This is a genomic window from Microbacterium atlanticum (assembly GCF_015277815.1).
Lineage (GTDB): Bacteria > Actinomycetota > Actinomycetes > Actinomycetales > Microbacteriaceae > Microbacterium > Microbacterium atlanticum.
Genome location: NZ_CP063813.1, coordinates 2,551,417 through 2,569,633, shown reverse-complemented (window position 1 = coordinate 2,569,633; position 18,217 = coordinate 2,551,417). Strand labels below are relative to the sequence as shown.

21 protein-coding genes and 1 pseudogene are annotated in these 18,217 nt (G+C 71.1%); 12 read left to right on the top strand and 10 right to left on the bottom strand.

All coding sequences use genetic code 11. From position 1 onward, the window contains the following. The first annotated feature begins 5 nt into the window (after nt 1-5). The 4 genes from IR212_RS11755 to IR212_RS11740 all read left to right on the top strand — a co-directional run bounded on the left by IR212_RS11755 (nt 6) and on the right by IR212_RS11740 (nt 3,903). Nucleotides 6-1,307 (top strand): M18 family aminopeptidase, encoded by a 1,302-nt coding sequence (locus IR212_RS11755; RefSeq protein WP_194396088.1) that lies wholly within the window; start codon nt 6-8, stop codon nt 1,305-1,307. Between the two features lie 95 nt (nt 1,308-1,402). Beyond that, the gene (locus IR212_RS11750; protein WP_194396087.1) at nt 1,403-2,548 is read left to right on the top strand and encodes a zinc-dependent alcohol dehydrogenase; all 1,146 of its coding nucleotides are present in this window, start codon (nt 1,403-1,405) and stop codon (nt 2,546-2,548) included. Nucleotides 2,549-2,569: 21 nt separating this feature from the next. Next, the gene (locus IR212_RS11745; protein WP_194396086.1) at nt 2,570-3,160 is read left to right on the top strand and encodes a hypothetical protein; all 591 of its coding nucleotides are present in this window, start codon (nt 2,570-2,572) and stop codon (nt 3,158-3,160) included. A gap of 35 nt (nt 3,161-3,195) precedes the next feature. Continuing rightward, a complete protein-coding gene (locus IR212_RS11740) occupies nt 3,196-3,903 on the top strand; it encodes an NUDIX hydrolase (RefSeq protein WP_420488599.1) in 708 nt (235 codons plus the stop codon). 6 nt (nt 3,904-3,909) lie between these two features. On the opposite strand, the gene IR212_RS11735 is transcribed toward IR212_RS11740, so the two are convergent. Next, nucleotides 3,910-4,485: a DUF2510 domain-containing protein gene (locus IR212_RS11735; protein WP_194396085.1), complete on the bottom strand. Its 576-nt coding sequence runs from the start codon at nt 4,483-4,485 to the stop codon at nt 3,910-3,912. 53 nt (nt 4,486-4,538) lie between these two features. Then, nucleotides 4,539-5,666 carry a helix-turn-helix transcriptional regulator gene (locus IR212_RS11730; RefSeq protein WP_194396084.1) on the bottom strand — a complete coding sequence of 376 codons (1,128 nt, stop codon included), beginning with the start codon at nt 5,664-5,666 and terminating at the stop codon, nt 4,539-4,541. Nucleotides 5,667-5,818: 152 nt separating this feature from the next. Here IR212_RS11730 and IR212_RS11725 point away from each other — a divergent pair, with 152 nt between their 5' ends. Then, complete coding sequence (locus IR212_RS11725) at nt 5,819-7,192, top strand: FAD-binding oxidoreductase (protein ID WP_194396083.1); 1,374 nt, start codon at nt 5,819-5,821, stop codon at nt 7,190-7,192. A 51-nt stretch (nt 7,193-7,243) separates the two neighbouring features. On the opposite strand, the gene IR212_RS11720 is transcribed toward IR212_RS11725, so the two are convergent. Beyond that, nucleotides 7,244-8,224: an LLM class F420-dependent oxidoreductase gene (locus IR212_RS11720; RefSeq protein WP_194396082.1), complete on the bottom strand. Its 981-nt coding sequence runs from the start codon at nt 8,222-8,224 to the stop codon at nt 7,244-7,246. Nucleotides 8,225-8,334: 110 nt separating this feature from the next. On the opposite strand from IR212_RS11720, the gene IR212_RS11715 reads away from it, so the two are divergent. The 3 genes from IR212_RS11715 (at nt 8,335) to IR212_RS11705 (ending at nt 10,754) form a co-directional block, all read left to right on the top strand. Beyond that, nucleotides 8,335-9,567: a glycosyltransferase gene (locus IR212_RS11715; RefSeq protein WP_194396081.1), complete on the top strand. Its 1,233-nt coding sequence runs from the start codon at nt 8,335-8,337 to the stop codon at nt 9,565-9,567. Nucleotides 9,568-9,647: 80 nt separating this feature from the next. Next, nucleotides 9,648-10,256 carry a dihydrofolate reductase family protein gene (locus IR212_RS11710; protein ID WP_194396080.1) on the top strand — a complete coding sequence of 203 codons (609 nt, stop codon included), beginning with the start codon at nt 9,648-9,650 and terminating at the stop codon, nt 10,254-10,256. A 342-nt stretch (nt 10,257-10,598) separates the two neighbouring features. Next, complete coding sequence (locus IR212_RS11705; protein ID WP_194396079.1) at nt 10,599-10,754, top strand: hypothetical protein; 156 nt, start codon at nt 10,599-10,601, stop codon at nt 10,752-10,754. Between the two features lie 38 nt (nt 10,755-10,792). On the opposite strand, the gene IR212_RS11700 is transcribed toward IR212_RS11705, so the two are convergent. The 4 genes from IR212_RS11700 to IR212_RS11685 all read right to left on the bottom strand — a co-directional run bounded on the left by IR212_RS11700 (nt 10,793) and on the right by IR212_RS11685 (nt 13,722). Beyond that, nucleotides 10,793-11,128 (bottom strand): cupin domain-containing protein, encoded by a 336-nt coding sequence (locus IR212_RS11700; RefSeq protein WP_194396078.1) that lies wholly within the window; start codon nt 11,126-11,128, stop codon nt 10,793-10,795. A 65-nt stretch (nt 11,129-11,193) separates the two neighbouring features. Continuing rightward, on the bottom strand, nt 11,194-11,517 hold the full coding sequence (locus tag IR212_RS11695) for a DUF7882 family protein (RefSeq protein ID WP_194396077.1): 324 nt from the start codon (nt 11,515-11,517) through the stop codon (nt 11,194-11,196). Nucleotides 11,518-11,632: 115 nt separating this feature from the next. Next, nucleotides 11,633-12,574, bottom strand: a complete 942-nt coding sequence (locus IR212_RS11690) for a helix-turn-helix transcriptional regulator (RefSeq protein ID WP_228479291.1) — start codon at nt 12,572-12,574, stop codon at nt 11,633-11,635. 119 nt (nt 12,575-12,693) lie between these two features. Next, on the bottom strand, nt 12,694-13,722 hold the full coding sequence (locus IR212_RS11685) for an LLM class flavin-dependent oxidoreductase (protein WP_194396076.1): 1,029 nt from the start codon (nt 13,720-13,722) through the stop codon (nt 12,694-12,696). A gap of 151 nt (nt 13,723-13,873) precedes the next feature. Between IR212_RS11685 and IR212_RS11680 the strand changes: the two genes are divergently transcribed. The 4 genes and pseudogenes from IR212_RS11680 (at nt 13,874) to IR212_RS11665 (ending at nt 15,909) form a co-directional block, all read left to right on the top strand. Then, the gene (locus IR212_RS11680; protein ID WP_194396075.1) at nt 13,874-14,089 is read left to right on the top strand and encodes a hypothetical protein; all 216 of its coding nucleotides are present in this window, start codon (nt 13,874-13,876) and stop codon (nt 14,087-14,089) included. Nucleotides 14,090-14,254: 165 nt separating this feature from the next. Then, nucleotides 14,255-14,755 (top strand): bifunctional nuclease family protein, encoded by a 501-nt coding sequence (locus tag IR212_RS11675; RefSeq protein ID WP_228479290.1) that lies wholly within the window; start codon nt 14,255-14,257, stop codon nt 14,753-14,755. A gap of 71 nt (nt 14,756-14,826) precedes the next feature. Then, nucleotides 14,827-15,129 (top strand): annotated as a pseudogene (locus tag IR212_RS11670) (DUF7882 family protein); the annotation flags it as partial. 252 nt (nt 15,130-15,381) lie between these two features. Continuing rightward, nucleotides 15,382-15,909 carry a DUF1269 domain-containing protein gene (locus IR212_RS11665; RefSeq protein ID WP_194396074.1) on the top strand — a complete coding sequence of 176 codons (528 nt, stop codon included), beginning with the start codon at nt 15,382-15,384 and terminating at the stop codon, nt 15,907-15,909. Between the two features lie 91 nt (nt 15,910-16,000). Here IR212_RS11665 and IR212_RS11660 read toward each other — a convergent pair whose 3' ends face one another. From IR212_RS11660 to IR212_RS11650, 3 genes are read right to left on the bottom strand one after another with little or no spacing between them, the layout of a single operon-like run. Beyond that, nucleotides 16,001-17,155 carry an MFS transporter gene (locus IR212_RS11660; protein ID WP_194396073.1) on the bottom strand — a complete coding sequence of 385 codons (1,155 nt, stop codon included), beginning with the start codon at nt 17,153-17,155 and terminating at the stop codon, nt 16,001-16,003. Beyond that, nucleotides 17,155-17,844, bottom strand: a complete 690-nt coding sequence (locus tag IR212_RS11655; protein ID WP_194396072.1) for an aquaporin — start codon at nt 17,842-17,844, stop codon at nt 17,155-17,157. The genes IR212_RS11660 and IR212_RS11655 overlap by 1 nt, the downstream gene beginning before the upstream one ends. Then, nucleotides 17,841-18,191: an ArsR/SmtB family transcription factor gene (locus IR212_RS11650; RefSeq protein WP_194396071.1), complete on the bottom strand. Its 351-nt coding sequence runs from the start codon at nt 18,189-18,191 to the stop codon at nt 17,841-17,843. Before IR212_RS11650 ends, IR212_RS11655 begins: the two co-directional genes overlap by 4 nt. Nucleotides 18,192-18,217 lie beyond the last annotated feature (26 nt).

The window sequence follows — 18,217 nt, the reverse complement described above, 5'->3', positions numbered from 1 at the left end:
GTCCCGTGCCGTCACCCACCGCATCCGCAGCCGCGGAGGCCCTCCACCATGCCGACGATCTGGCGGACTTCGTCGCCGCATCGCCGTCCAGCTTCCACGCGGCGGCCGAGGTCGCACGGCGGCTCGAGGGTGCCGGATTCACCCGCGTCGACGAGGACGGCTCGTGGCCGGCGCAGCCCGGCGGCCGGTTCGTCGTGGTGCGCGACGGTGCAGCCATCGCCTGGGTCGTTCCCGCGACGGCGACGGCGGCCACACCGGTGCGCGTCTTCGGTGCTCACAGCGACTCGCCGGGATTCAAGCTCAAGCCGAAGCCGACGACGGGGCGGCTCGGGTGGCTTCAGGCGGCAGTCGAGATCTACGGCGGCCCGCTTCTGAACTCCTGGCTGGACCGGGAGCTCCGGCTCGCGGGCCGGCTCGTGCTCGACGACGGCACGACGGTCCTCGCCGCCACGGGGGCGCTGCTGCGTCTGCCGCAGCTGGCGATCCACCTCGACCGCGAGGCGAACGACCACCTCGCGCTCGACAAGCAGTCCCAGACCCAGCCGGTGTGGGGGCTGGGCTCCGTCGAGTCCGCCGACATCCTGGCGGAGCTCGCGGCCGAGGCGGGTGTCGACGCCGCGCGCATCCGCGGCTACGACATCGTGACGGCGGATGCCGCGCGCGGTGCGTCGTTCGGTCGCGACGGCGTCTTCTTCGCCTCCGGCCGCCTCGATGATCTCGCCTCCGTCCATGCGGGTGTCGTGGCTCTCGAACGCGCCGCCTCCGACCTCGCCGCGGATCACATCGCCATGCTCGCGGTGTTCGATCACGAGGAAGTCGGGTCCGGCACTCGCTCGGGAGCCGCGGGTCCGTTCCTGGCGGATGTCCTGGAGCGGCTGTGGCTCTCGCTCGGGGCAGACCGCGAGCAGCAGCTGCAGGCGCTGGCCGCCTCGTGGTGCGTCTCGAGCGACGTGGGCCACTCCATCCACCCCAACTACGCCGAGAAGCACGATCCCGTCGTGCAGCCGGTGCTCGGCTCCGGCCCGATCCTGAAGATCAACGCGAACCAGCGGTACGCGACCGACGCGGTCGGCGCCGCCGCGTGGAACGGCTGGTGCGCCGCGGCCGGCGTCACCAGCCAGGAGTTCGTGTCCAACAACGCGGTGCCCTGCGGCTCGACCATCGGGCCGATCACCGCCACCCGGCTCGGGATCCGCACTGTCGACGTCGGCATCCCGATCCTCTCCATGCACTCCGCCCGCGAACTGGCCGGCGTGAGCGACCTGTGGGACCTCGCCCGGGTTGCGGAGGCCTTCTTCCGCGGCTGAGGCCGGCACACGATACAGCACGAGCCCGCCCACGCAACCCCCTCTGCCCGCCCCACCGATGTCGCGCAAGGTGTCTTGAGACACGGGAGGCGTGAATGAAGGCGATGACGTACCGCGGGCCGTACAAGCTGCGGGTCGAGAACAAGCCCGAGCCGAGGATCGAGCACCCCAACGATGCGATCGTGCGGGTGGAGCTCGCGGCGATCTGCGGCTCAGACCTGCACCTGTACCACGGCATGATGCCCGACACCCGCATCGGTCACACGTTCGGCCACGAGTTCATCGGCCGGGTCGAGCAGGTCGGCGGCTCGGTGCGGACCCTGAGCGTCGGCGATCGGGTGATGGTGCCGTTCAACATCTACTGCGGCTCGTGCTTCTTCTGCGCGCGAGGGCTCTACTCGAACTGCCACAACGTCAATCCCAACGCCACGGCGATCGGCGGCATCTACGGGTACTCGCACTCGACGGGCGGCTACGACGGCGGGCAGGCCGAGCTCGTGAGGGTGCCGTTCGCCGATGTCGGGCCGACGGTGATCCCGGAGGACATCGCCGACGAGGACGCTCTCCTCCTCACCGACGCGTTCTCGACGGGCTACTTCGGCGCCCAGCTGGCCGACATCGTGGAGGGCGACACCGCGGTGGTGTTCGGCGCCGGGCCGGTCGGCCTGGCGGCGGCGCGGTCGTGCTGGCTCATGGGCGCCGGCCGCGTGATCGTCGTCGACCACCTCGACTACCGGCTGCGCAAGGCGGAGGAGTTCGCCTTCGCGGAGACCGTCTCGTTCGCGCAGGTGGGGGACATCGTGCGGGAGCTGAAGAAGATGACCGACGGCCTGGGCGCCGATGTCGTCATCGACGCGGTCGGCGCCGAAGCCGACGGCCACGTGATCCAGCACGTCACCTCGGCCAAGCTCAAGATGCAGGGCGGCTCGCCGGTGGCGCTCAACTGGGCGATCGACTCCGTGCGCAAGGGCGGCACCGTCTCGGTCATAGGCGCGTACGGTCCGATGTTCAGCGCCGTGCGGTTCGGCGACGCGATGAACAAGGGTCTGACGCTTCGGATGAACCAAGCGCCGGTGAAGCGCCAGTGGCCCCGTCTGTTCGAGCACATCCGCGCCGGCTACGTCCGCCCCAGCGAGCTCATCACGCACCGCATTCCGCTCGACGAGATCGCCGAGGGCTACCACATCTTCGCGTCGAAGCTCGACGACATCATCAAGCCCGTCATCATCCCGGCGACCTGACGACGCGCGAAGGAGAACCCCATGCCGTACACATCCGACAAGCCCGGCAGCACTCCCACCGCGGATGAGCTGCGCGCCCGCATCCCGGGCTGGGGCGCCGACCTCGATCCCGCCGATCGCCCCGCCTTTCCCCGCGAGCAGCCGGGCATCGCGACAGGAGCGCACTGGGACCTGCCCGAGGACCAGCCGCGGCGGGAAGGCCGGGAGAAGTCCGTCGAGCACGAGCGCCTGACCCCCGTCTTCGGGACCGCCCAGCCGCTGCACGGGCTCGCCGGCCGCGTCCGCCGGTTCGCGTACGACCGGTACAGCGAGGGCCAGACGGCCCACTGGCTGCTGCTCATCGTCGGTGACCGGATCGACTCGGCGACGGCGCACGCGCGGTCGCTGATCTCGCGCCGGCCGGACGATCCCTTCACGCAGTCGGGGATCCTCGGTGAGCGCGGTCACCGCCCCCTCGCGTCGCGGTTCGGACGCGGCAGAGCCGACCTCAAGCACGCCTGGCTGGATCCGATCATCGTCCTGGGGCCGTGGCTCGTGGTCGGCACGCTCGCATTCTCGCTGGTGCGGGCGGTGGCGCTGCCGGCGCGACGCCGTCACCGCGCGGCCGACTGAACCGGGGCCTCGGCGCTCCGGCGTACGCTGAACGGGTGCGCGTCGAACCGACCACCCGGACCGCGCGGGAGCAGCTCGCTGCCCTCGCCGACCCCACGGGGGATCGGCGGCCGCTGATCGAGCTTCCGCCCGAGCCGGATGCGCGTCCCGCCGCCGTGCTGATGCTCTTCGGCGTCCTCGACTCCTTCCCGAGCGACCGCGACGCCGAGAGCTGCGCGGTCTCGCGCGACCTCGACGTGCTCCTGCTGTCACGCGCGGTCACGCTGCGCGCGCACCCCGGCCAGGTGGCCTTCCCGGGAGGCCGCATCGACCCGGATGACGCGGGACCGGTCGCGGCCGCGCTCCGCGAGGCCCGTGAAGAGACCGGTCTCGATCCGGCCGGCGTCGACGTGCTCGGCGAGCTCACCGAGGTGCCGCTGGCCTTCTCGCGGCACCTCGTCACCCCGGTGCTCGGATGGTGGCGGCATCCGTCACCGGTCCGTGTGATGGACGAGGCCGAGTCCGCCGACGTCTTCCGTGCTCCCGTCGCCGACCTCCTCGATCCCGCGAACCGCGGCGTCACGGTCATCCGCCGCGACGGGCAGGAGTGGCGAGGGCCCGGCTTCCTGGTGGGAGACGGACCGGGTGGGCACCTGGTGTGGGGGTTCACCGGCATGCTGCTGGACGGCCTCTTCGACCGCCTCGGCTGGGCCGAGGCGTGGGATCGGGAGCGTGAGCTCCCGCTCACCCTCCCCGGCGAGTGACCGGGCTCAGCGGTGGCGGTAGTGCTCCGCACTGGTGTTGACCCACGACGCGAATCGGCGGGCATCATCCTCGCGTCCGGCGGCCACGGGCACCGCCCACACCTGCACGCCGCGCACGACGAGGTAGAGGGCGGCGCGGTGGATCGCGCGGTTGAGGACGCGCGGCGTGATGAGGCCGGCGTGGCCGATCAGCCGGCGCTCGGCCGCCGCCTTGGTGAACGCCGGGCTCCGCAGCAGCACGTCACCCGATTCCACGGATGCCGCCACCTCGCTTACTGCGACGCTCAACTCGCCGAAGTGCACCCAGCGCCCGTCGATCACGATCCCGCCGAAGTCCTGCTCCTGACCGCTGTAGCGCACGTTGCCGGTCCATCGCCGTCCGTCCCACCACCGCGTGCGCCCACGGCGGTCGTCGTACCATCCGGCCTGTGCCGCCGCGGCGGCGACGGGCCCGGCATCCGTCCGCAGCTGCGGGTCGGGCTCGCGCAGGTCGATGTACTGGTCACCCCAGCGCGTTCCGTCCCACCAGCGCTGCCTGCCGGTGCCGTCGTCGTACCACCCCGGTTCGGGCTGCGTCGCCATGATCCGAGGGTAGTTCGTGTCCCCCCGCGGCGGACCTGCCTCCCACGCGGCTCTCAGGCGGTGTACCAGCCGCTCGCGCCGATGTCGCCGCCCATGCGCGGCACGTACTGGTCGAAGTAGACGCGGGCGACCAGCTCCCGGCGGCTCGCGACGCCGGCCTTCTCGAAGATCGACTTGAGGTGGTCCTGCACGGTGTACGGCGACAGGTGCAGCTCGGCGGCGATCTCCCGGGTGTCGGCGCCCCGCAGCACGACCGCCACCACCTCGCGTTCCCGGGTGGTGAGCTCGAAGGCTGCCGCGACGAGATCGATCACCTCCTGGGGCCTCGCCTCCTCGATCGTGACGACCACGTCGCCCGCGCGGTCGCCCGCTCCCCCGAGCGGCGCGGCGTGCAGCACGAGCCACACGCCGTCGCCGGTGCGTGCCCGGATGCGTGGCATCCGCTCGACCTCCCCACGGGCGAGGCGCCGGGCGCCGCTGACGAGCGCCTGCACCGACGTCAGCGGATCGCCCATGCCGGGGGCGGCCGACATCCGCGCCAGATGCGCCAGGGCCGCCGGGGTGGACTGGACGATGCGATCGTGCGCGTCGACCACGATGACAGCGGGCCCGGTCTGCGTGGGGGCGGCGCTGCGCGTCAGCTGAGCGAGCAGACCGGTGCGGATGCCGCGGGTGAAGGCCGGCGCGACCGCCGCGAGGAACTCCAGCTCGTCCTCTGCGAAGGCGGCGTCGTCATCTCCGCGGAACAGCGAGATGTGACCCCACGCGCCGGTGCGGTCCACGAAGACCACGCGCGCCTCGTCGTGGAATCCGAAGTGGGGCACGAGCAGGTCGGACATCCGCACCGAGCGATCGAGCACGCCGCGCGTCGCGTCGTGCAGGCCCACCACGAGCCGGCCGGTCTTCACCAGCTCCGAGATCGAGGTGGGGTCGTCGCTGCCGTACTCGATCTGCGACCAGGCGACGTCCTGCTCGTTGCATCCGTCGAGCTCGCCCATCTTGCGGGCGCTCGAGACCATCGTCGTCGCGGGGTCCAGCGTCGACACGCACGCGGCGACGAACGGCACGACGGCTTCGAGCGCGGCTGCCGCCTCGTCCACGAAGCTGTGCAGCGGGAGTCCCGCGCGCGAGACGACGTCGATGTCGCTGCGCGCACGTCCGACGGCGAGAGCCGATGCCATGGATGAAGTGTGCACCCGCCCGATCGATCGCACCATCCCAGGTATCTGGGGGAGGGGAAGTCCCTCAGGATCTGGGATGGTCCGCGCCGATTCGGGCGAGGACAGTGGACGTTGCCCTCACCCGAGGCATCGAGACGAACCTGGGAGCACTCATGACCCTTTCCGACATCACCGCCGACGTGCGCGGCGATCGCCTCCGCGCGGCGCTGGGCGACCGCGTGATCCTTGAGGGCGACAGCGGCTACGACGCCGCGCGCCTGCCGTGGAACGTCGCGGTCGACCAGCGCCCGTTCGCCATCGCGCGCCCCGGAAGCGCCGAGGACGTCGTCGCCGTCGTCCGTGCCGCCACGGCGGCGGGTCTGCGCGTCGCGCCGCAGTCCACCGGGCACGGAGCGGGTGCCCTCGCCGACACGGATCTGTCCGAGACCGTTCTCCTCTCCCTCGCGGGGCTCCGCGGCGTCACGGTCCATGCCGAGACGCGTACCGCCCGCGTGCTGGGCGGCTCGCTGTGGAACGACGTGCTGGCCGCGACCGCGGCCCACGGCCTGACCGCGCCGCACGGCAGCGCCGGAGACGTCTCGGTGGCCGGCTACTGTCTCAGCGGTGGGCTGTCGTTCTACGGACGCGCGCACGGCCTCGCGGTCAACAGCGTGCGGGCGGTGCAGCTCGTGACGGCCGACGGCAGCCTGGTGCGCGCGAGCGCCGACGAGAATCCGGAGCTGTTCTGGGCCGTCCGCGGCGGATCCGGGGCGTTCGGCGTGGTGGTCTCGCTCGAGATCGACCTGCTGCCCTACGCCGACGTCTTCGCGGGCATGCTGCTGTGGGATGCCTCGCGCGCCGCCGAGGTCTCCCACGCGTGGGCGGCGTGGACGGCTTCTGCCCCCGAGTCGGCCACCACGACCCTGCGGATCATGAACTTTCCGCCGCTGCCGGAACTGCCCCCCTTCCTGTCGGGGCGGTCCGTCGTCGTCGTCGACGGCGCGGTCCTGGAGACGGATGCCGCCGCCGATTCGCTGCTGGCGCCGCTGCGGGATCTCGCGCCGGAGATGGACACGTTCGGCCGCATCCCGGCGGAGGCGCTGGTCACCGTCCACATGGATCCGCCCGGACCGACCCCCGCCGTCTCGCGCCACTCAATCCTCTCGGAGCTGCCGCCGGAGGCCGTCGAGGCCTTCCTCGCGACGGCCGCCGTGCCCGGTCTCTTCTTCGCGGAGCTGCGACACCTCGGCGGCATGATCGCCCGTCGGCCCGCGCACGCGGGGGCGGTGGGAGCGATCGCGGGCGAGTACCTCATGCACGCCGTCGCGATCGTGCCGGTGCCCGAAGCCCTGCCGGGGGCGGATGCCGCCGTGCGGGCCGGGATCGACGCCCTCGACTCCTGGCGCGCCGATGCCCTCGCGCTCACGTTCGTCGACGGTGGCGGCGTGGATCCGGCTGCCGGCTTCGGGAGTGCCGGCGAGCGGATGCGGGAGCTGAAGCACCGGCTCGACCCGAAGGACACGTTCGCCGCCGCGCACCCGGTCTGACGCGGGCATGCCCGGCCTCGGCCCGCCGGCACGAGCCGGCGGGCCGAGCGGTCAGCGCAGAGCCCGCATCTTCTCCAGCAGCGGCCCGGCGGCCTCGGCGAGGAAGCGGTCCTGCTGCTCGTCACCGATCTGGACGACCGCGATGTCGGTGAAGCCGGCGTCGAGGAACGGCCGGACGCTCTCGGCCAGCTCATCCAGATCCGGTCCGCAGGGGATCGACTCCGCCACGTCCTCGGGCCGGACGAACTGGCTGGCCGCCGCGAAGCCGGCGGGCGTCGGCAGCTCGGCGTTGACCGGCCAGCCGCCCGCGAACCAGCGGAACTGCTCGTGCGCGCGCTCGAGCGCGGCATCCCTGTCGGGATCCCACGAGACGGGGATCTGCCCGATCTTGCGAGAGGCCTGAGAGCCCTCGGCTTCGCGCGCCTCGTCCCACTGCGCGATGAGGTCGGCCTTGGGCTCGACAGCGATCAGGTGATCGCCGAGCGGTGCGAAGGCCCGCACGCCCTCCTCACCCGACACCGCGACCCCGATCTCGACCGGCTCATCGGGCACATCCCAGATCCGGGCGGAGTCCACCCGGAAGTGCTCGCCGACGTAGGTGACCAGGTCGCCGCTGTGCAGTGCGCGGATGATCTCGAGGGCCTCCACCAGCATGTCCTGGCGGGTGTCGACGCTCGGCCAGCCCTGACCGACCACATGCTCGTTGAGGCTCTCACCCGAGCCGACCCCGAGGAGGAACCGCCCCTCGCTGAGCAGCTGCAGCGTGGCCGCCTTCTGTGCGACGACGGCCGGGTGGTAGCGCATGGTCGGGCAGGTCACATAGGTCATCAGCTCGACGCGCGACGTGGCCTGCGCGACGGCGCCGAGGACCGTCCAGGCGTACGGGGAGTGCCCCTGGCTCACCAGCCAGGGCGAGTAGTGGTCGCTGGAGACCTCGAAGTCGAAGCCGGCGTCCTCGGCCGCCTGCGCGTACCGGACCAGTTCGCGCGGCCCGCTCTGCTCGCCCATCAGCGTGTATCCGAATCGTGTCATGCGCGCGACCCTACGTCGGTCGCTGCCGCGCCGTCGCGGGATTGCAGCCTCGGCGCGCGGGTGCTACCCACCCGCTTCCGGGCGGGCCGCCCATCGGCCAAGGTGGCGGTATGGCGACGGTGCTCTTCTGCCCCATCACGTTCAACCTGGCGGAGGTCACGCGAGGGATCGAAGTCGCGCGTGCGCTCGACCCGCGGCACGACGCCGTCTTCATGGGGTACGAGCAGGACTTCGCGCACCTGATCGGAGAGGCGGGCTTCGACTACCGCGCCTGCCGGCCGGCGTTCACCCCGCCGGAGCGGGCGCAGGCGCTCAAGTACGACCAGGGACGGACGCTCCGAAGCCCGTACACACGGTCGCTGGTCTCCGCGCGGGTCGCCGTCGAACGGGCTCTCATCTCCTCGACGGATGCCGCGGTGGTGGTCAACGGCACGAACCCCACCTCGATGATCTCGGCGCGGGCGGAGCAGGTGCCGCTCGTCTACCCGGTGCCCTTCGCCCTCACGCGGCCCCACGTCGAGCAGACGCGACGCCTGGGCCTGGTGCGCGGAGATTCCCGCGGTGCGCGTCTGCTGGACCGCGTTGCGACGGCTGCGCTGCGGTGGGCCTACAACCACGCGCCGCTCGCGCCTCGTGCATTCGCACGCGCGGCCCAGGACAACGGCGTCCGCCCGCTCAGGACGGTGGTGTCGCTGCTGGAGGCGGACGAAAACCTCCTCACGGTCATGCCGTGGGAGCTCGACGGCTACACCCTGCCGCCGGGCTACGAGCGCGTCGGGCCGATCTTCGCGCATCTCGATGCACCCCTGCCGCCCATCGTCGCGGAGTTGGCCGCGCAGGACCGGCCGCTCGTCTACGTGGGCCTCGGTTCTTCCGCGAGCCGGGAGCTGACCCTCGCTGTGGCCCGGCAGCTCGGAGAGCTGCCGGTCAACGTCATCGCGCCGGTGGCGCACTACCTCGAGGACAGGGACGAGCTGCCTCCCAACGTGCACGTGACGGGGCTGCTTCCCGCGCACCGCCTCGGGGGCCTCGTCGATGCCGCAGTCCTCCACGGCGGTCAGGGGACGGTGCAGACCGCGTGCGCCGCCGGCATCCCGTTCGTCGGCATGGGACTCCAGCCCGAGCAGGTGTGGAATGTGGACCAGTGCGTGACGCAGGGCAACGCGCTGGCGCTGGCGCCGCGTGACGCGGGCACGCCGGCGCTCGCGGGCGCCGTGCGTCGGCTGCTGTCCGACGGCGGCATCCGCGAGGCAGCCGCGCGCGTGCGCCGGGCGTTCGCGGAGGAGGACGGGGCTGCGGCAACCGCGCGGGTCATCGACCGGCTGATCGCGCGGGCGGGCTGACCGATGCCTGATCGGGTGTCGGGCTGTCGACGCCGCCGCTAGCGTGGGGCCGGAACCCGTCGCACGATCCGGAGGTCCGCATGTCACCCGTCATCGCCACCATGTCGATCTCGCTGGACGGGGTCGGCGCCGGCCACAACCAGACCGAGGAGCGGCCGTTCGGCGATGTGCCGGAGAACGCGCTGCACCGGTGGATGTTCGAGGCGCCCGACGAGAACCGACCCGAGATCGAGGCGATCCTCGGCGCCGGCGCGTACGTCATGGGCCGCAACATGTTCGGTCCGGTGCGCGGCGAGTGGGACCGCGACTGGCGGGGGTGGTGGGGACCGAACCCCCCGTACCACCGGCCCGTGTTCGTGCTCACCCACTACCCGCGCGAGCCGCTCGAGATGGAGGGCGGCACGACTTTCCACTTCGTCACCGACGGCATCCACGCCGCGCTCACTCGCGCCCGCGAGGCCGCGGGCGACCTGCCGGTCCATATCGCCGGCGGACCCTCGACGACCAACGCGTACCTCGCGGCCGGCCTCATCGACGAGCTCGCGCTGCAGATCTCCCCGAGCGTGATCGGGGCGGGTCTTCGGCCGCTCGAAGGCGTGGGCCCGATCGCGCTCGAGCAGATCGCCGGCCGGTCCACGTCCCTCGTCACCCACGTGCGCTATCGGGTCGTGGGACCGCCGACACCGTGACGCCTCACCGCCTCACCCGGGAGGAGGCGCGCCGGATCGTCGTGCGCGCGCAGCTGCTGGACGCCGACAGGCCCGGCGACGTCGTGGAGGTCGCCGAGCAGCTCGGCCATATCAAGATCGACCCGACGTCGACGATCGCGCCGTGCGAACACACCGTGCTGTGGTCGCGGATCGGCTGGTCGTACGAGCCGGTTCAGCTTCGCAAGGCCGTCGAGGACGACCGACTCCTGTTCGAGTTCGACGGGGCCTTCCGGCCGACGAGTGTACTGCCGCTCATGCTGCCGGCGATGCGCCGGTGGCCCCAGCGGGACAGCAGCCGGCGATGGCGATCGGTTCGGCGGCATGCTGGATGCGGAGGTCGACCGCGAGCGCGCGGTCCTGCGGGTCGACGCGGTGCACGGGTTCTGGCCGCTCGAACCGGAGGAGTCCGAGATGGTCCGCGCCGAGATCGGGGAGCTCGCGGAATGGCTCGGCGTCTCGGTGACAGGACTCGCATGAAGGAGGGCGGATGCCGCGGCCTCACGCGGCGGACCGGCTCAGGGGATGCGGTTCGACACGGTGAGCAGCACCACCGCGTCCTCCAGCGCCTCGAGGCTGTGCCGTGCCGCCGGGACGGTGAGATGGTCCCCTTCCGAGCCCTCCCACGCGTCGGCGCCGGCGAGGAGACGCACCCGCCCGCGGAGCACCTGCAGCGTCGCTTCGTGGGGCGCCTCGTGCTCGGCGAGCTCGTGTCCGGCCCGCAGCGCGATGACGGTCTCCCGCAGCGCGTTCTCGTGGCCGCCCCGGATGGTGCGCGCCGCGCGGCCGCTCGAGGCGCTTCGCGCCTTGGCCGCCAGCTCGTCGATCAGGTCGGCCAGATCGGTGCCGTCCATGTGCATCGCCTCCATCGCCTGCGCTGGCCGGAGTCTACCTGCGGTTCCGCGGGTCTGCACCAGCCTCACCCTATCGGCTCGGCGCCGCCTTCGTCCGGCGGTTCTGAGACCACGAACAGCCCGCTCGGGGAGTTGGCCGTGCGCATCAGCGCCTCGAGCCAGGCGCGGTTGATGCTCGCCGGGCGCCCGCCGTAGTAGTTGAAGACCAGGCTCGCTCCCGAGTGCACCCACACCGTGGTCCGGCCGCCGCCCGTGCTGAGGTCGCCCTGCCAGGTGAAGAAGAAGGGCTCATTGCGTCGGAGCTTCGTCCCGATCGCCACCTGGAGGTGCGAGAGCACCCGGTCGTCGAAGTCCGTCCGGATGCTGCTTTCGTAGATGAACTTGCCCACACTGTCTCCCTGCACGGGCGCATGCCCGTACCAAGACTCTGCGACAGCCAGCACGCATCGGGCGGACATCTGCTCGGTCGGCGAAAGCGCGGCCCTCTAAACGAACGGGTGACCGTCACCCGCCGCGGAGCGTCTGCCGCGGGGTGCGTCCGTACGCGTCGCGGTAGTGCTTGGCGAAACGGGACGCACTGGCAAAGCCCCAGCGGAGGGCGATCTCGCCGACCGAAGAGGCGGTGCCGGCCTGCATCTCGGCGTGTGCGCCCTCGAGCCTGCGGCGGCGGAGGTAGTCGGTCGGGGTCATGTCCAGGGCGCGCCGGAACGCGTATTGGAGTCCGCGGGTGGAGATGCCCGCCGCTTCAGCCACGTCGTCGATCGTGATCGCCTCGTGCGCGTGCTCCTCGAGGTACGCGATCGCGCGCTGCACGCTGCGCGGCGCGGCACGCCGCTGGACGGACCGCTGGAGGGCGAGCCCGAACTCCGGCGAGAACGCGGCGAGCGTGGCGTGGAGCGCGTGTCGGCGCAGCTCGGCCTCGATGAGATGCGAGCGGGGGCCCGGTGCGAACAGCGAGCCGGCGATGTGGAGGAACACCCGCTCCCAATGCGCTGCGAAGTCGCGGTTCACGGGGGAGGACCCCACACCCGGATGGCGCAGCGAAAACCGGTCCTCGCCGGTGAGCCGCCGCACCTCTGTCTCCGCCCACTCGCGATCGAAGACGAACGCCCGCACCTCGGCGCGGTCACGCCAGCGTGCTGACGTCGGGCCGTCCAGCGCGACCCACGGGAGCCCCGCGTTGAGCTCCCCCCGCGGTGTGCCGACCCAGCTGCCCCGGGATGCCACCCGGCAGGCCATCAGCTGGCCCTCGGGATCGATCGCCGACTGCACCGACGCGGACAGCTCGTACCGCACGGTCGAGAAATGCGGCAGTGCGGCCGAGGACCAGGAGAACGCGAACGTCCGCGGGTCGACGCGCTGCAGGGCCGCCGACGGCACGAACTGGCGCCAGGTGTCCTCCACGACTCCGATGTCGCGCGACGACAGCGTCAGAACCTCCCCCAACACCCCTCCCTCGCCGAGTCCCGTGCCGATGGCCGCGGCCAGTGGAGCCACTCTAACCCGCCCGCGCCCGCACCGGCGGTGCTCGGATCAACAGGCTGACGTGACGGCGCCGTCGATGATCAGCGGGCGGGCTCCCACCCCAGCGCGGGCGCGACGTGCGTTGCGAAGGACTCGACGACGCGCAGGTTGAACTCCACGCCCAGCTGGCTCGGGATGGTCAGCATCAGGGTGTCGGCTGACGCGATCGCGGCGTCGGCCCTCAGCTGTTCGACGAGCACGTCGGGTTCGGCGGCGTACGTCTTGCCGAACGTCGAGCGCATGCCGTCGATGACGCCGATCTGATCCCCGTCCTGGCGTCCGCCGAAGTACAGACGATCCTCGGTCGTCGTGATCGGGAAGATGCTGCGGCTCACCGAGACACGCGGCTCACCCGCGTGTCCGGCCTCACGCCAAGCGGTGCGGAACGCATCGATCTGCTGGGCCTGGAGGAGGTCGAACGGGGTCCCGTCGGCCTCGGTGAGCAGCGTCGACGACATGAGGTTCACGCCGATGCGCCCGGCCCACTCCGCGCTGTCGCGGTTTCCGGCTCCCCACCACACGCGCGAGCGCAGACCGGGGGAGTGCGGCTCGACGCGCTGCAGGCCGGTGGCGCCGGTGCCGAACGGCGACGACGGGTCGCGCTCCGCGAGACCCTCCCCATCGATCGCGCGCAAGAAGAGCTCGAAGTGTCGTCGCGCGATGTCGGCGCCACGGGGATCCTCAGAGCCGGTGTAGCCGAAGGCCTCGTAGCCGCGCACCACGGTCTCGGGTGACCCACGTGAGACGCCCAGCGCGAGCCTGCCGCCCGAGATGAGGTCGACGGCGGCCGCCTCCTCCGCGAGGTGGAGCGGGTTCTCGTAGCGCATGTCGATGACCCCCGTGCCGACCTCGATGTGCTCGGTGCGCGCGGCGATCGCAGCGAGGAGCGGCATGGGCGACGCCTGCTGGCGCGCGAAGTGATGCACGCGGAAGTACGCCCCGTTCACGCCCAGCTCGTCCATCCCCACGGCGAGGTCGATCGCCTGGAGCATCGAGTCCGCGGCCGTCAGCTGCCGCCCGCCGCCGAGCGGTCCGTAGTGTCCGAACGAGAGGGTTCCGAAGCGCTGCATGTCGGATGCAACGGTACGCCCGCGGCATCCATTCCGGTGAATGAAGTATGCGGGTTGATGAAGCTCCGACGGGGTGCATCCAAGAGGGGGTCCGAGCGGGAAAGACCTCGTATCGGGTGAACACGCACCCGCCATGAGGAGGGAATATCCAATGAAGCGCATTCTCGCCACCGGAGCCATCGCCGCTCTCGCCGTGTTCGGCTTCGCCGGCACCGCTCATGCCGCGCCCGCGGATGCCGCGTGCTTCGGGCAGATCCACAAGACCATCAACACGGAGGGCGCGCTGAACTTCACCGGCGTCGGCGAGGTCGTCAAGACGTTCGGCGGCCAGGGCAAGAACGAGATCGCCCGCGGCCTCTGCGGTTGATCGACTGACGCTCTCTCGCAGCCTCGTCGGCGGGCTCGGACGCTTCCGTCCGGGCCGCCGACGCGTTGCAGGCGTAGGTGCGCAACCCCTGTCCCCGACATACGGGGCGTGCCTACGATGGCCTCGGATGCCCCGGGAGGCGTCCGCCGGATGATGCGGAGAGAGGTGACGATCGTGGTCCAGGTTCGGGTGGCCGGCGTCGCGCTGGACGCCTCCGGTCAGCACGTCCTCCTTCTCAAGCCGGTCGACCAGATCCCGGGCGACGGTCTGGTGCTCCCGATCTGGATCGGGCAGCTCGAAGCGACGTCCATCCTCGTCGCGGTCGAGAACGCCGAGGTCCCGCGTCCCCTCGCGCATGATCTGATGCGCCTGATGCTCGACGCGCTGGACGCCTCGGTGGCACGCGTGGAGGTCACGCGCATCGATGACGGAACCTTCTACGCCGAGATCGTCCTCTCGACGCCGCTGGGCGACCGCGTGGTGGACGCCCGGCCCTCGGATGCCATCGCACTCGCGTCCCGCACGGGCGCCGCCATCTGGGTGGCCGAGGAAGTCATGGCCGATGCCGGTGTTCCGGATGTGCTCACCGAGACCGACGCGGCCGAGCGGCTCGACGAGTTCAAGCGGTTCCTCGACGACGTCGAGCCGGAGGACTTCGAGGGCTGACTCGTTCGCCGGTGGGTCCTCCCTCCGTCGCGCACCGCGCTGAGCGCGTCGTCGGGTCTATGCTTCGAGCCATGGGAACGATCTTCTACGGGGGCTCGGCGACACCGATCCACATCGAGGACCGGGCACTGGCGCACCTGAAGGTCGTCATCGCCACGAAGCTGCGCCGCGGCGAGAGCTTCACGCTGTCGTGGAAGCATCCGGACGGCCAGCCCGGCGGGCGGAGCACCATCTGGCTTCACCCCTCCATCCCGCTGCGGTTCGTCTTCGACGATCCGCAGCAGCCCGAGCTGAGCCGGAAGTGGATCGAGGATCTCGCGTCGTCGGCGAACAGCTCGGGCGGCATCACCCTGGTCGAGGAGAACATCGACACCGGCCCCGTTCCCACCGGCGCAGAAGACGGCGCCGATGTGACGCTCGGCGAAGTGCGGGTCGACAGCCTGGACGTCGACCGTCTGCGCGTCGCCGGCACGGACTTCACGCCGAACGATCCGAGCACCTGAGGCTCGCTCCGGGCGCGCCCGACCGGCGTCGTGTCAGACCCCTCGCGCGTCCCGCGCCGAGGTCGTACGATCACAGCACCGCAGTCCGCGCGACCGGCCGGACGAGTATCGAAGGAGATCTCGATGAGCACGCAGAACCTTGCACTGGTGGTCGGGTCGTACGACGACGCGTCCGCGGCGTCGGACGACTACCAGGCGCTTCGGAGCGGGCAGGATTCCGGCGGCTACGAGGTCATCGGCGCCGTCGTCCTCGTTCGTGACAAGGACGGCAAGGTCGAGGTCAAGGAGCACGGCGACAAGTCGGTCGGTCACGGCGCCGCCTGGGGCGCCGGCGCGGGTGTCGTGGTGGGGCTCTTCGCGCCGCCGCTCCTGGCGGCCACCGCGGTGGGGGCGGGGATCGGCGCCATCCTCGGCAAGATCAAGAAGAACCGCGAGGAGAAGAAGCTGGGCGTCGATGTCGACGAGTACCTCGCGCCCGGCACGTCGGCGCTCGTCGCCGTCGTGGACGACCGGTGGGCCGACAACGTCGAGAAGGCGCTCATCCGAGCCGACAAGCGGATCAGCAAGGCGATCGACGCCGACGACTACGAGAAGCTGCGCAAGGCCATCGAGGAGTCGGCGGACGACGTCGTCCAGCAGATCAACTCCTAGTGGAAGCAGGGCGCACGTCGGCGGTGCACGCGCCGCGTGACCACAGCGCACTCGGCGTGGGTCGAGCCGGGTCGTTGCGCCGCCTGACCGATCATCGGCGTATGGCGACAACCCCGCCCAACGCACACACGAACGCCATCGCGTAAGCCATCGACGCATAGGATCCGAGTGCCCCGGCCAACAGGGCGGCGACTCCCGGAGCCAGTGCCGTGAGTGCGGTGACCGGTGCGGCGAGGACGCCGTTGAGCCTGCCGTACGACTCCGCGCCCCATCGATCGGCGACGGCCGACGCCTGGATGAGGGTGAGGGCTCCACGGATTGCGCCGGCTGCGAGCCCGGCGACGAGGATACCCGCCGTGCCCGAAGCGATTCCGTAGGCGGTCAGCACCGCCGCCCCGAGCGCGCCGACCGTTGCGGGCGCGATCCAGGGCGCCGCGGTGTGGGGGATCGCCAGGTACAGGAGGCGGCCGAGTACCTGGCCTGCGCCGATGAGCCCGAGTACCCACGCCGCGACCTGCAGGTTCACCCCCTTTTCGACCGACGAAGGGACCGCGGACAGCGTGACCGCATAGAGCGAGAAGGACATGAGCGCGAACGAGCCGGCGATGATCCAGAAGCGGGCGGATCGAAGCACGCGCACGTCGTCCCCGTTGCCGATCGCAGGTGCGCTTGAGGGAGGCCACCGGGCCTCGACGGTCAATGCGTAGACCGGAATCACGACCACGAGCAGGGTCCCGGCCAGAGCGACGAACGCCGTCCGCCAGCCGACAGCCAGGACGAGCCATCCCGTGAGCGGCGCGAAGATCGTGGATGCGAGGCCGCCCGCAAGCGTCACCAGTGTCAGCGGACCACGTCGGGCTGACCGGTAGCGGTGAGTGATCACGGTGAAGGCAGCTTGGTAGAGCACAGCGGACTGTGCTGCGCCACAGGTGATCCAGGCCGCAATGAAGATCCAGATCGTCGGGGAGGCTGCGGCCGCCACGAGGGCGGCGGTCGCCAGGATTGAACCGGCGACCATGACGCGTCGTGGATGTCGGTCCAGCCAGCGCCCGACGGGAATCGCGCACACGGCGGAGGTCAGCAGTCCCAGTGTGATGGCGATGAAGATGGCACCGTCGTCCCACCCCGTGTCGCTGGCGATCGCGGGGGCGGCGACCAGGACGGCGTAGTAGAGCACTCCCCACGCGACGACCTGGGCCAGCGCGAGTGCTGCAAGGCGGGCGCCTCCGCGCGAAGATCTCTGCATCAGCTCCGCGCGACGGCGGGCGCGGGCACCCCTACCGGGAACAGCACCCGGACCGCCGAGTATCCCAGCGCCGCGCCGACGAGCTGCGCTCCGATGAACGGCAGCACCGACGCGGGGGCGATGCCGGCGAATGTGTCGCTGAACATGCGGCCGATTGTGATGGCGGGGTTGGCGAAGCTCGTCGACGAGGTGAAGAAGTATGCGGCGCCGATGTAGGCGCCCACGGCGGGAGCAGCAAGGTTCGACCGGCCCGTTCGCACGAGGGCGAAGATCAGCAGGACGAGCCCGGCGGTCGCCACCACCTCGGAGAGCAGCAGCGGCCAGGCAGAGCGGTCGGTCGTGCTCCATGCGATCGCCGGTGCAGCGAACATGACGTTGGCGAGCACTGCTCCCGCGACGCATCCGATCACTTGGACGGGCAGGTAGACACCGGCGGTCGTCCACGACCTTCGGTGCAAGGTGATGTCTACGAGTGTCACCACGGGGTTGAAGTGCGATCCCGACACCGTCGCGAAGACGACGATCAGCACGGCAAGCCCGAGCGCCGTGGCGAACGCGTTTTCCAAGAGCTGGAGACCGACATCACCGGGGGAGAGGCGCTGGGCGGCGATGCCCGATCCGATCACGACCGCGGCGAGGCCTGCGCTGCCGAGGAACTCACCGGCAGCGGCACGAATAGTGTTGCTCACGAGGCGACGAGGAGCTGTGAGACGCGGTCGAGCGCGCCGGGCACGAGCTTGAAGTACGCCCACGTTCCGCGCTTGCTGCGTGTGAGGAACCCCGCGGTGGTGAGGATCTTCAGGTGGTGCGAGACGGTCGGCTGGCTGAGCCCGACCGGCTCGATCAGGTCGCAGACACATGCTTCGGAGTCGTCTGACGCAGCGACGATGGACAGGAGCCGGAGCCGGGTCGGATCGGCGAGAGCCTTCATCGTCACGGCGAGCTGCTCGGCCTCTTCGGCGGTCAGTGGCTCGCGAACGAGGGGTGTGCAGCAGACGCCGGCGGTGATGTCGGTCACGTCGAGCATCGTGGTCATATATTGAGACTAGTCGATATTGACAG